General features: G+C 46.9%; 6 protein-coding genes, 2 tRNA genes and 3 rRNA genes. All 11 read left to right on the top strand.

Features of this window, described 5'->3' with window-relative positions; genetic code table 11:
- Nucleotides 1-113: 113 nt before the first annotated feature.
- The 11 genes from dnaN (at nt 114) to rrf (ending at nt 12,917) form a co-directional block, all read left to right on the top strand.
- Entirely contained in the window at nt 114-1,250 is a 1,137-nt protein-coding gene (dnaN, locus tag M1D94_RS21655; RefSeq protein WP_003242509.1) for a DNA polymerase III subunit beta, read from the top strand.
- A 130-nt stretch (nt 1,251-1,380) separates the two neighbouring features.
- Nucleotides 1,381-1,596 (top strand): ribosome maturation protein RlbA, encoded by a 216-nt coding sequence (rlbA, locus tag M1D94_RS21650; RefSeq protein WP_003226810.1) that lies wholly within the window; start codon nt 1,381-1,383, stop codon nt 1,594-1,596.
- Between the two features lie 15 nt (nt 1,597-1,611).
- On the top strand, nt 1,612-2,724 hold the full coding sequence (gene recF / locus M1D94_RS21645; protein ID WP_003243515.1) for a DNA replication/repair protein RecF: 1,113 nt from the start codon (nt 1,612-1,614) through the stop codon (nt 2,722-2,724).
- Between the two features lie 17 nt (nt 2,725-2,741).
- A complete protein-coding gene (gene remB, locus M1D94_RS21640) occupies nt 2,742-2,987 on the top strand; it encodes an extracellular matrix regulator RemB (protein WP_003219266.1) in 246 nt (81 codons plus the stop codon).
- 54 nt (nt 2,988-3,041) lie between these two features.
- Nucleotides 3,042-4,958 (top strand): DNA topoisomerase (ATP-hydrolyzing) subunit B, encoded by a 1,917-nt coding sequence (gene gyrB / locus M1D94_RS21635; RefSeq protein ID WP_003226808.1) that lies wholly within the window; start codon nt 3,042-3,044, stop codon nt 4,956-4,958.
- A 210-nt stretch (nt 4,959-5,168) separates the two neighbouring features.
- The gene (gene gyrA, locus M1D94_RS21630; protein WP_003244540.1) at nt 5,169-7,634 is read left to right on the top strand and encodes a DNA topoisomerase (ATP-hydrolyzing) subunit A; all 2,466 of its coding nucleotides are present in this window, start codon (nt 5,169-5,171) and stop codon (nt 7,632-7,634) included.
- A gap of 288 nt (nt 7,635-7,922) precedes the next feature.
- A 16S ribosomal RNA gene (locus M1D94_RS21625) occupies nt 7,923-9,472 on the top strand.
- A 102-nt stretch (nt 9,473-9,574) separates the two neighbouring features.
- Nucleotides 9,575-9,651, top strand: a tRNA-Ile gene (locus M1D94_RS21620).
- Nucleotides 9,652-9,662: 11 nt separating this feature from the next.
- Nucleotides 9,663-9,738 (top strand) — tRNA-Ala (locus M1D94_RS21615).
- Nucleotides 9,739-9,819: 81 nt separating this feature from the next.
- Nucleotides 9,820-12,747: ribosomal RNA gene (locus tag M1D94_RS21610) — 23S ribosomal RNA — on the top strand.
- Between the two features lie 54 nt (nt 12,748-12,801).
- Nucleotides 12,802-12,917, top strand: a 5S ribosomal RNA gene (gene rrf, locus M1D94_RS21605).
- The 16S, 23S and 5S rRNA genes sit together here with 2 tRNA genes alongside, the layout of an rRNA operon.
- Nucleotides 12,918-12,945: the final 28 nt, after the last annotated feature.

The following is a 12,945-nucleotide window of genomic DNA, read 5'->3' as shown; positions in this document are numbered from 1 at the left end:
GTATTTCCTGTCTTTTTCACAACTTATCCACAAATCCACAGGCCCTACTATTACTTCTACTATTTTTTTATAAATATATATATATTAATACATTATCCGTTAGGAGGATAAAAATGAAATTCACGATTCAAAAAGATCGTCTTGTTGAAAGTGTCCAAGATGTATTAAAAGCAGTTTCATCCAGAACCACGATTCCCATTCTGACTGGTATTAAAATTGTTGCATCAGATGATGGAGTATCCTTTACAGGGAGTGACTCAGATATTTCTATTGAATCCTTCATTCCAAAAGAAGAAGGAGATAAAGAAATCGTCACTATTGAACAGCCCGGAAGCATCGTTTTACAGGCTCGCTTTTTTAGTGAAATTGTAAAAAAATTGCCGATGGCAACTGTAGAAATCGAAGTCCAAAATCAGTATTTGACGATTATCCGTTCTGGTAAAGCTGAATTTAATCTAAACGGACTGGATGCTGATGAGTATCCGCACTTGCCGCAGATTGAAGAGCATCATGCGATTCAGATCCCAACTGATTTGTTAAAAAATCTAATCAGACAAACAGTATTTGCGGTGTCCACCTCAGAAACACGCCCTATCTTGACAGGTGTAAACTGGAAAGTGGAGCAAAGTGAATTATTATGCACTGCAACGGATAGCCACCGTCTCGCATTAAGAAAGGCGAAACTTGATATTCCAGAAGACAGATCTTATAACGTCGTGATTCCGGGAAAAAGTTTAACTGAACTCAGCAAGATTTTAGATGACAACCAGGAACTTGTAGATATCGTCATCACAGAAACCCAAGTTCTGTTTAAAGCGAAAAACGTCTTATTCTTCTCACGGCTTCTAGACGGGAATTATCCAGACACAACCAGCCTGATTCCGCAAGACAGCAAAACAGAAATCATTGTGAACACAAAAGAATTCCTTCAGGCCATTGATCGTGCATCTCTTTTAGCTAGAGAGGGACGCAACAACGTTGTAAAACTGTCCGCAAAACCGGCTGAATCCATTGAAATTTCTTCCAATTCGCCAGAAATCGGTAAAGTTGTGGAAGCAATTGTTGCGGATCAAATTGAAGGTGAGGAATTAAATATCTCTTTTAGTCCAAAATATATGCTGGATGCACTAAAGGTGCTTGAAGGAGCAGAAATACGCGTAAGCTTTACAGGCGCAATGAGACCTTTCTTAATTCGCACGCCGAATGATGAAACGATTGTACAGCTTATCCTTCCTGTCAGAACCTATTAATCCGATACACTGCTGCCGACCCGTCGGCAGCTTTTCTATTCGGTATCTGCTCCGACAAGTTTTCCCTTTCCCTAATTCGTTTTTTTTTAGTACAATTAGATATTAGTGATATTTGAAAGAGGTCGATATAATGGCAAATCCGATTTCAATTGATACAGAGATGATTACACTCGGACAATTCTTAAAATTAGCCGATGTGATTCAGTCTGGCGGTATGGCGAAGTGGTTTTTAAGCGAGCATGAAGTGCTTGTGAACGATGAGCCGGACAACCGCCGAGGCAGAAAGCTGTATGTTGGAGATGTGGTAGAGATTGAAGGATTTGGTTCATTTCAAGTCGTCAATTAAAGCGGGTGACACTGATTGTATATCCAGAACTTAGAACTGACATCTTACCGCAACTACGACCATGCTGAACTTCAATTTGAAAATAAAGTAAATGTGATCATCGGAGAAAACGCCCAGGGGAAGACAAACCTCATGGAGGCGATCTATGTCTTGTCCATGGCGAAATCGCACCGGACATCAAATGACAAAGAACTTATACGGTGGGACAAAGACTATGCTAAAATAGAGGGAAGAGTGATGAAGCAAAACGGGGCGATTCCGATGCAGCTCGTCATCTCCAAAAAGGGTAAAAAGGGCAAGGTCAATCATATTGAACAGCAAAAGCTCAGCCAGTATGTCGGGGCCCTCAACACCATTATGTTCGCGCCGGAAGATTTAAATCTTGTAAAGGGAAGCCCTCAAGTGAGAAGGCGGTTTCTTGACATGGAAATCGGACAGGTTTCTCCCGTCTACCTTCATGATCTTTCTCTTTACCAGAAAATCCTTTCCCAGCGGAATCATTTTTTGAAACAGCTGCAAACAAGAAAACAAACTGACCGGACGATGCTCGATGTTCTGACCGATCAGCTTGTAGAAGTTGCAGCAAAAGTCGTCGTAAAACGCCTGCAGTTTACAGCACAGCTCGAGAAATGGGCGCAGCCCATCCATGCAGGCATCTCAAGAGGGCTTGAAGAACTGACCCTGAAATACCATACAGCTCTTGATGTATCAGATCCCCTAGATTTGTCGAAAATAGGAGATAGCTATCAAGAAGCGTTTTCTAAATTAAGAGAAAAAGAAATTGAGCGTGGTGTGACGCTGTCAGGGCCTCATCGCGATGATGTTCTTTTCTATGTGAACGGACGCGATGTGCAGACGTATGGTTCTCAAGGACAGCAGCGAACGACGGCGTTGTCCCTTAAGCTGGCGGAGATTGACCTGATCCATGAAGAAATCGGAGAATATCCCATTTTACTATTGGATGATGTACTGAGTGAACTGGATGATTATCGCCAGTCACACTTGCTTCATACGATCCAAGGCCGTGTACAAACGTTTGTCACAACGACAAGCGTTGATGGCATTGATCACGAAACCTTACGTCAAGCAGGAATGTTCCGTGTGCAAAATGGTGCGTTAGTGAAGTGAAGAAATGAGGTGAGCAATTGTATATTCATTTAGGTGATGACTTTGTGGTTTCAACACGAGATATTGTCGGCATTTTTGACTTTAAAGCCAACATGTCGCCTATTGTTGAAGAATTTCTGAAAAAACAGAAACACAAGGTGGTGCCTTCCGTAAACGGCACGCCCAAATCTATCGTAGTCACGGTTCAGAATATATATTACTCTCCCTTATCTTCCAGCACATTAAAAAAACGTGCGCAATTTATGTTTGAAATAGATTCTTAGAAATTTTTTATCACGAATATATCGTTTAGAAAAGTGTAGGTGAATGACGTGGCTATGGAACAGCAGCAAAACAGTTATGATGAAAATCAGATACAGGTACTAGAAGGATTGGAAGCTGTTCGTAAAAGACCGGGGATGTATATCGGTTCGACAAACAGTAAAGGCCTTCACCACCTGGTATGGGAAATTGTCGACAATAGTATTGACGAAGCCCTCGCCGGTTATTGCACGGATATCAATATCCAAATCGAAAAAGACAACAGTATCACGGTTGTAGATAATGGCCGCGGTATTCCAGTCGGTATTCATGAAAAAATGGGCCGTCCTGCGGTAGAAGTCATTATGACGGTGCTTCATGCCGGAGGAAAATTTGACGGAAGCGGCTATAAAGTATCCGGAGGATTACACGGTGTAGGTGCGTCGGTCGTAAACGCACTATCAACAGAGCTTGATGTGACGGTTCACCGTGACGGTAAAATTCACCGCCAAACCTATAAACGCGGAGTTCCGGTTACAGACCTTGAAATCATTGGCGAAACGGATCATACAGGAACGACGACACATTTTGTCCCGGACCCTGAAATTTTCTCAGAAACAACCGAGTATGATTACGATCTGCTTGCCAACCGCGTGCGTGAATTAGCCTTTTTAACAAAGGGCGTAAACATCACGATTGAAGATAAACGTGAAGGACAAGAGCGCAAAAATGAATACCATTACGAAGGCGGAATTAAAAGTTATGTAGAGTATTTAAACCGCTCTAAAGAGGTTGTCCATGAAGAGCCGATTTACATTGAAGGCGAAAAGGACGGCATTACGGTTGAAGTGGCTTTGCAATACAATGACAGCTACACAAGCAACATTTACTCGTTTACAAACAACATTAACACGTACGAAGGCGGTACCCATGAAGCTGGCTTCAAAACGGGCCTGACTCGTGTTATCAACGATTACGCCAGAAAAAAAGGGCTTATTAAAGAAAATGATCCAAACCTAAGCGGAGATGACGTAAGGGAAGGGCTGACAGCGATTATTTCAATCAAACACCCTGATCCGCAGTTTGAGGGCCAAACGAAAACAAAGCTGGGCAACTCAGAAGCACGGACGATCACCGATACGTTATTTTCTACGGCGATGGAAACATTTATGCTGGAAAATCCAGATGCAGCCAAAAAAATTGTCGATAAAGGCTTAATGGCGGCAAGAGCAAGAATGGCTGCGAAAAAAGCCCGTGAACTAACACGTCGTAAGAGTGCTTTGGAAATTTCCAACTTGCCCGGTAAGTTAGCGGACTGCTCTTCAAAAGATCCGAGCATCTCCGAGTTATATATCGTAGAGGGTGACTCTGCCGGAGGATCTGCTAAACAAGGACGCGACAGACATTTCCAAGCCATTTTGCCGCTTAGAGGTAAAATCCTAAACGTTGAAAAGGCCAGACTGGATAAAATCCTTTCTAACAACGAAGTTCGCTCTATGATCACAGCGCTCGGCACAGGTATTGGGGAAGACTTCAACCTTGAGAAAGCCCGTTACCACAAAGTTGTCATTATGACAGATGCCGATGTTGACGGCGCGCACATCAGAACACTGCTGTTAACGTTCTTTTACAGATATATGCGCCAAATTATCGAAAATGGCTACGTGTACATTGCGCAGCCGCCGCTCTACAAGGTTCAACAGGGGAAACGCGTTGAATATGCGTACAATGACAAGGAGCTGGAAGAGCTGTTAAAAACTCTTCCTCAAACGCCTAAGCCTGGACTGCAGCGTTACAAAGGTCTTGGTGAAATGAATGCCACCCAGCTATGGGAGACAACCATGGATCCTAGTTCCAGAACACTTCTTCAGGTAACTCTTGAAGATGCAATGGATGCGGACGAGACTTTTGAAATGCTTATGGGCGACAAGGTAGAACCGCGCCGAAACTTCATAGAAGCGAATGCGAGATACGTTAAAAATCTTGACATCTAATCATAAAAAGCCTTATTTCCAATAAGAAATAAGGCTTTTTTCTGAACAAGATCAGATGCAGCAATGCTTGCAATACCTATATATTCTAGCAATTTAATGTGTATAATCATAAGTTTATTGATATAATGGAGAATAGTGAAATCGTATTGAAGGTCATAATGGACAATCTACTCCCACATATTTCATGTGATACTTCAGGGAGGTTTTTTAATGAGTGAACAAAACACACCACAAGTTCGTGAAATAAATATCAGTCAGGAAATGCGTACGTCCTTCTTGGATTATGCAATGAGCGTTATCGTGTCCCGTGCTCTTCCGGATGTTCGTGACGGTTTAAAACCGGTTCATAGACGGATTTTGTATGCAATGAATGATTTAGGCATGACAAGTGACAAGCCTTATAAAAAATCCGCGCGTATCGTTGGAGAAGTTATCGGGAAATACCACCCGCACGGTGATTCAGCGGTATATGAATCCATGGTCAGAATGGCTCAGGATTTCAACTACCGTTATATGCTCGTTGACGGTCACGGAAACTTCGGTTCTGTTGACGGAGACTCAGCGGCGGCCATGCGTTATACAGAAGCACGAATGTCTAAAATCTCAATGGAGATTCTTCGCGACATCACAAAAGACACAATCGATTACCAGGATAACTATGACGGGTCAGAAAGAGAACCTGTCGTTATGCCTTCAAGGTTCCCGAATCTGCTCGTGAACGGTGCTGCCGGCATTGCGGTAGGTATGGCAACAAACATTCCTCCGCACCAGCTGGGAGAAATCATTGACGGTGTACTTGCTGTTAGTGAGAATCCGGACATTACAATTCCAGAGCTTATGGAAGTCATTCCAGGGCCTGATTTCCCGACCGCGGGTCAAATCTTGGGACGCAGCGGTATCCGGAAAGCATACGAATCAGGCCGAGGCTCTATCACGATCCGGGCAAAAGCTGAGATCGAACAAACATCTTCGGGTAAAGAAAGAATTATCGTTACAGAGTTACCTTACCAAGTAAATAAGGCGAAATTAATTGAGAAAATTGCTGATCTCGTAAGGGACAAAAAGATAGAGGGTATCACAGATCTGCGTGATGAGTCAGATCGTACAGGTATGAGAATTGTCATTGAAATCAGACGCGATGCCAATGCGAATGTTATCTTAAACAATCTGTACAAACAAACTGCTCTACAAACATCTTTTGGCATCAACCTGCTTGCACTTGTTGATGGCCAGCCGAAAGTTTTAACTCTTAAGCAATGCCTGGAGCATTACCTTGACCATCAAAAAGTTGTCATTAGACGCCGTACTGCTTATGAATTGCGTAAAGCAGAAGCGAGAGCTCATATCTTGGAAGGATTGAGAGTTGCACTGGATCATCTCGATGCAGTTATCTCCCTTATCCGTAATTCTCAAACGGCTGAAATTGCGAGAACAGGTTTAATTGAACAATTCTCACTGACAGAGAAGCAAGCACAAGCGATCCTTGACATGAGGCTCCAGCGTTTAACGGGACTGGAACGTGAAAAGATCGAAGAAGAATACCAATCTCTTGTTAAATTAATTGCAGAGCTAAAAGACATCTTGGCAAATGAATATAAAGTGCTTGAGATCATTCGTGAAGAACTCACGGAAATCAAAGAGCGTTTTAACGATGAAAGACGTACTGAGATCGTCACTTCTGGACTGGAGACAATTGAAGATGAAGATCTCATCGAGAGAGAAAATATCGTAGTTACTCTGACGCACAACGGATACGTCAAACGTCTTCCTGCATCAACTTACCGCAGTCAAAAACGGGGCGGAAAAGGTGTACAAGGTATGGGAACAAACGAAGATGATTTCGTTGAACATTTGATCTCTACGTCAACTCATGACACGATTCTCTTCTTCTCGAACAAGGGGAAAGTGTATCGTGCAAAAGGGTATGAAATCCCTGAATACGGCAGAACGGCAAAAGGAATCCCGATTATTAACCTGCTGGAGGTAGAAAAGGGTGAGTGGATCAACGCGATTATTCCAGTCACGGAATTCAATGCGGAGCTTTACCTTTTCTTCACTACAAAGCATGGGGTTTCAAAACGAACATCGCTATCTCAATTCGCTAATATCCGCAACAATGGTCTAATTGCTCTGAGTCTTCGTGAAGATGATGAACTGATGGGTGTACGTCTGACTGACGGCACAAAACAAATCATCATTGGAACGAAAAACGGTTTACTGATCCGTTTCCCTGAAACAGATGTCCGAGAGATGGGAAGAACTGCGGCGGGCGTAAAAGGCATCACTCTGACGGATGACGACGTTGTTGTCGGCATGGAGATTTTAGAGGAAGAATCACACGTCCTTATCGTAACTGAAAAAGGGTACGGAAAACGAACTCCGGCTGAAGAGTACAGAACCCAAAGCCGGGGCGGAAAAGGACTCAAAACAGCGAAAATCACCGAGAACAACGGCCAACTAGTAGCAGTGAAAGCTACTAAAGGTGAAGAGGACTTAATGATTATTACAGCTAGCGGCGTACTCATCAGAATGGACATCAATGATATCTCCATCACCGGACGTGTCACTCAAGGTGTGCGTCTCATCAGAATGGCAGAAGAAGAGCATGTTGCTACAGTAGCTTTAGTAGAGAAAAACGAAGAAGATGAGAATGAAGAAGAACAAGAAGAAGTGTGAAAAAAAGCGCAGCTGAAATAGCTGTGCTTTTTTTGTCATAACCCTTTACAGTCATAAAAATTATGGTATAATCATTTCTGTTGTCTTTTTAAAGACACAAGCATGACCATTATGACTAGTAAAAACTTTTTTAAAAAAGTATTGACCTAGTTAACTAAAAATGTTACTATTAAGTAGTCGCTTCGAGAGAAGCACACAAAGTTCTTTGAAAACTAAACAAGACAAAACGTACCTGTTAATTCATTTTTTATAAATCGCACAGCGATGTGCGTAGTCAGTCAAACTACTTTATCGGAGAGTTTGATCCTGGCTCAGGACGAACGCTGGCGGCGTGCCTAATACATGCAAGTCGAGCGGACAGATGGGAGCTTGCTCCCTGATGTTAGCGGCGGACGGGTGAGTAACACGTGGGTAACCTGCCTGTAAGACTGGGATAACTCCGGGAAACCGGGGCTAATACCGGATGGTTGTTTGAACCGCATGGTTCAAACATAAAAGGTGGCTTCGGCTACCACTTACAGATGGACCCGCGGCGCATTAGCTAGTTGGTGAGGTAACGGCTCACCAAGGCGACGATGCGTAGCCGACCTGAGAGGGTGATCGGCCACACTGGGACTGAGACACGGCCCAGACTCCTACGGGAGGCAGCAGTAGGGAATCTTCCGCAATGGACGAAAGTCTGACGGAGCAACGCCGCGTGAGTGATGAAGGTTTTCGGATCGTAAAGCTCTGTTGTTAGGGAAGAACAAGTACCGTTCGAATAGGGCGGTACCTTGACGGTACCTAACCAGAAAGCCACGGCTAACTACGTGCCAGCAGCCGCGGTAATACGTAGGTGGCAAGCGTTGTCCGGAATTATTGGGCGTAAAGGGCTCGCAGGCGGTTTCTTAAGTCTGATGTGAAAGCCCCCGGCTCAACCGGGGAGGGTCATTGGAAACTGGGGAACTTGAGTGCAGAAGAGGAGAGTGGAATTCCACGTGTAGCGGTGAAATGCGTAGAGATGTGGAGGAACACCAGTGGCGAAGGCGACTCTCTGGTCTGTAACTGACGCTGAGGAGCGAAAGCGTGGGGAGCGAACAGGATTAGATACCCTGGTAGTCCACGCCGTAAACGATGAGTGCTAAGTGTTAGGGGGTTTCCGCCCCTTAGTGCTGCAGCTAACGCATTAAGCACTCCGCCTGGGGAGTACGGTCGCAAGACTGAAACTCAAAGGAATTGACGGGGGCCCGCACAAGCGGTGGAGCATGTGGTTTAATTCGAAGCAACGCGAAGAACCTTACCAGGTCTTGACATCCTCTGACAATCCTAGAGATAGGACGTCCCCTTCGGGGGCAGAGTGACAGGTGGTGCATGGTTGTCGTCAGCTCGTGTCGTGAGATGTTGGGTTAAGTCCCGCAACGAGCGCAACCCTTGATCTTAGTTGCCAGCATTCAGTTGGGCACTCTAAGGTGACTGCCGGTGACAAACCGGAGGAAGGTGGGGATGACGTCAAATCATCATGCCCCTTATGACCTGGGCTACACACGTGCTACAATGGACAGAACAAAGGGCAGCGAAACCGCGAGGTTAAGCCAATCCCACAAATCTGTTCTCAGTTCGGATCGCAGTCTGCAACTCGACTGCGTGAAGCTGGAATCGCTAGTAATCGCGGATCAGCATGCCGCGGTGAATACGTTCCCGGGCCTTGTACACACCGCCCGTCACACCACGAGAGTTTGTAACACCCGAAGTCGGTGAGGTAACCTTTTAGGAGCCAGCCGCCGAAGGTGGGACAGATGATTGGGGTGAAGTCGTAACAAGGTAGCCGTATCGGAAGGTGCGGCTGGATCACCTCCTTTCTAAGGATATTTTACGGAATATAAGACCTTGGGTCTTATAAACAGAACGTTCCCTGTCTTGTTTAGTTTTGAAGGAACTTTGTTCCTTGAATAAGTTAAGATGGGCCTGTAGCTCAGCTGGTTAGAGCGCACGCCTGATAAGCGTGAGGTCGGTGGTTCGAGTCCACTCAGGCCCACCATCTTATATAACGGGGCCTTAGCTCAGCTGGGAGAGCGCCTGCTTTGCACGCAGGAGGTCAGCGGTTCGATCCCGCTAGGCTCCACCAACGTGTTCTTTGAAAACTAGATAACAGTAGACATCACATTCAATTAGTAACACAAGATATCACATAGTGATTCTTTTTAACGGTTAAGTTAGAAAGGGCGCACGGTGGATGCCTTGGCACTAGGAGCCGATGAAGGACGGGACGAACACCGATATGCTTCGGGGAGCTGTAAGCAAGCTTTGATCCGGAGATTTCCGAATGGGGAAACCCACCACTCGTAATGGAGTGGTATCCATATCTGAATTCATAGGATATGAGAAGGCAGACCCGGGGAACTGAAACATCTAAGTACCCGGAGGAAGAGAAAGCAAATGCGATTCCCTGAGTAGCGGCGAGCGAAACGGGATTAGCCCAAACCAAGAGGCTTGCCTCTTGGGGTTGTAGGACACTCTGTACGGAGTTACAAAGGAACGAGGTAGATGAAGAGGTCTGGAAAGGCCCGCCATAGGAGGTAACAGCCCTGTAGTCAAAACTTCGTTCTCTCCTGAGTGGATCCTGAGTACGGCGGAACACGTGAAATTCCGTCGGAATCCGGGAGGACCATCTCCCAAGGCTAAATACTCCCTAGTGACCGATAGTGAACCAGTACCGTGAGGGAAAGGTGAAAAGCACCCCGGAAGGGGAGTGAAAGAGATCCTGAAACCGTGTGCCTACAAGTAGTCAGAGCCCGTTAACGGGTGATGGCGTGCCTTTTGTAGAATGAACCGGCGAGTTACGATCCCGTGCAAGGTTAAGCAGAAGATGCGGAGCCGCAGCGAAAGCGAGTCTGAATAGGGCGCATGAGTACGTGGTCGTAGACCCGAAACCAGGTGATCTACCCATGTCCAGGGTGAAGTTCAGGTAACACTGAATGGAGGCCCGAACCCACGCACGTTGAAAAGTGCGGGGATGAGGTGTGGGTAGGGGTGAAATGCCAATCGAACCTGGAGATAGCTGGTTCTCTCCGAAATAGCTTTAGGGCTAGCCTCAAGGTAAGAGTCTTGGAGGTAGAGCACTGATTGGACTAGGGGCCCCTACCGGGTTACCGAATTCAGTCAAACTCCGAATGCCAATGACTTATCCTTGGGAGTCAGACTGCGAGTGATAAGATCCGTAGTCGAAAGGGAAACAGCCCAGACCGCCAGCTAAGGTCCCAAAGTATACGTTAAGTGGAAAAGGATGTGGAGTTGCTTAGACAACCAGGATGTTGGCTTAGAAGCAGCCACCATTTAAAGAGTGCGTAATAGCTCACTGGTCGAGTGACTCTGCGCCGAAAATGTACCGGGGCTAAACGTATCACCGAAGCTGCGGACTGTTCTTCGAACAGTGGTAGGAGAGCGTTCTAAGGGCTGTGAAGCCAGACCGGAAGGACTGGTGGAGCGCTTAGAAGTGAGAATGCCGGTATGAGTAGCGAAAGAGGGGTGAGAATCCCCTCCACCGAATGCCTAAGGTTTCCTGAGGAAGGCTCGTCCGCTCAGGGTTAGTCGGGACCTAAGCCGAGGCCGAAAGGCGTAGGCGATGGACAACAGGTTGATATTCCTGTACCACCTCCTCACCATTTGAGCAATGGGGGGACGCAGGAGGATAGGGTAAGCGCGGTATTGGATATCCGCGTCCAAGCAGTTAGGCTGGGAAATAGGCAAATCCGTTTCCCATAAGGCTGAGCTGTGATGGCGAGCGAAATATAGTAGCGAAGTTCCTGATTCCACACTGCCAAGAAAAGCCTCTAGCGAGGTGAGAGGTGCCCGTACCGCAAACCGACACAGGTAGGCGAGGAGAGAATCCTAAGGTGATCGAGAGAACTCTCGTTAAGGAACTCGGCAAAATGACCCCGTAACTTCGGGAGAAGGGGTGCTCTGTTAGGGTGCAAGCCCGAGAGAGCCGCAGTGAATAGGCCCAGGCGACTGTTTAGCAAAAACACAGGTCTCTGCGAAGCCGTAAGGCGAAGTATAGGGGCTGACGCCTGCCCGGTGCTGGAAGGTTAAGAGGAGCGCTTAGCGTAAGCGAAGGTGCGAATTGAAGCCCCAGTAAACGGCGGCCGTAACTATAACGGTCCTAAGGTAGCGAAATTCCTTGTCGGGTAAGTTCCGACCCGCACGAAAGGCGCAACGATCTGGGCACTGTCTCAACGAGAGACTCGGTGAAATTATAGTACCTGTGAAGATGCAGGTTACCCGCGACAGGACGGAAAGACCCCGTGGAGCTTTACTGCAGCCTGATATTGAATGTTGGTACAGCTTGTACAGGATAGGTAGGAGCCTTGGAAACCGGAGCGCCAGCTTCGGTGGAGGCATCGGTGGGATACTACCCTGGCTGTATTGACCTTCTAACCCGCCGCCCTTATCGGGCGGGGAGACAGTGTCAGGTGGGCAGTTTGACTGGGGCGGTCGCCTCCTAAAAGGTAACGGAGGCGCCCAAAGGTTCCCTCAGAATGGTTGGAAATCATTCGCAGAGTGTAAAGGCACAAGGGAGCTTGACTGCGAGACCTACAAGTCGAGCAGGGACGAAAGTCGGGCTTAGTGATCCGGTGGTTCCGCATGGAAGGGCCATCGCTCAACGGATAAAAGCTACCCCGGGGATAACAGGCTTATCTCCCCCAAGAGTCCACATCGACGGGGAGGTTTGGCACCTCGATGTCGGCTCATCGCATCCTGGGGCTGTAGTCGGTCCCAAGGGTTGGGCTGTTCGCCCATTAAAGCGGTACGCGAGCTGGGTTCAGAACGTCGTGAGACAGTTCGGTCCCTATCCGTCGCGGGCGCAGGAAATTTGAGAGGAGCTGTCCTTAGTACGAGAGGACCGGGATGGACGCACCGCTGGTGTACCAGTTGTTCTGCCAAGGGCATCGCTGGGTAGCTATGTGCGGACGGGATAAGTGCTGAAAGCATCTAAGCATGAAGCCCCCCTCAAGATGAGATTTCCCATTCCGCAAGGAAGTAAGATCCCTGAAAGATGATCAGGTTGATAGGTCTGAGGTGGAAGTGTGGCGACACATGGAGCTGACAGATACTAATCGATCGAGGACTTAACCATATTTTGAATGATGTCACACCTGTTATCTAGTTTTGAGAGAACACTCTCAATTTGTTTGGTGGCGATAGCGAAGAGGTCACACCCGTTCCCATACCGAACACGGAAGTTAAGCTCTTCAGCGCCGATGGTAGTCGGGGGTTTCCCCCTGTGAGAGTAGGACGCCGCCAAGCAAGTTTAAACCCAGCTCATTGAGCTGGG

This window comes from Bacillus sp. JZ109, from assembly GCF_053903135.1.
This window is presented reverse-complemented; position numbering and strand designations above follow the sequence as displayed.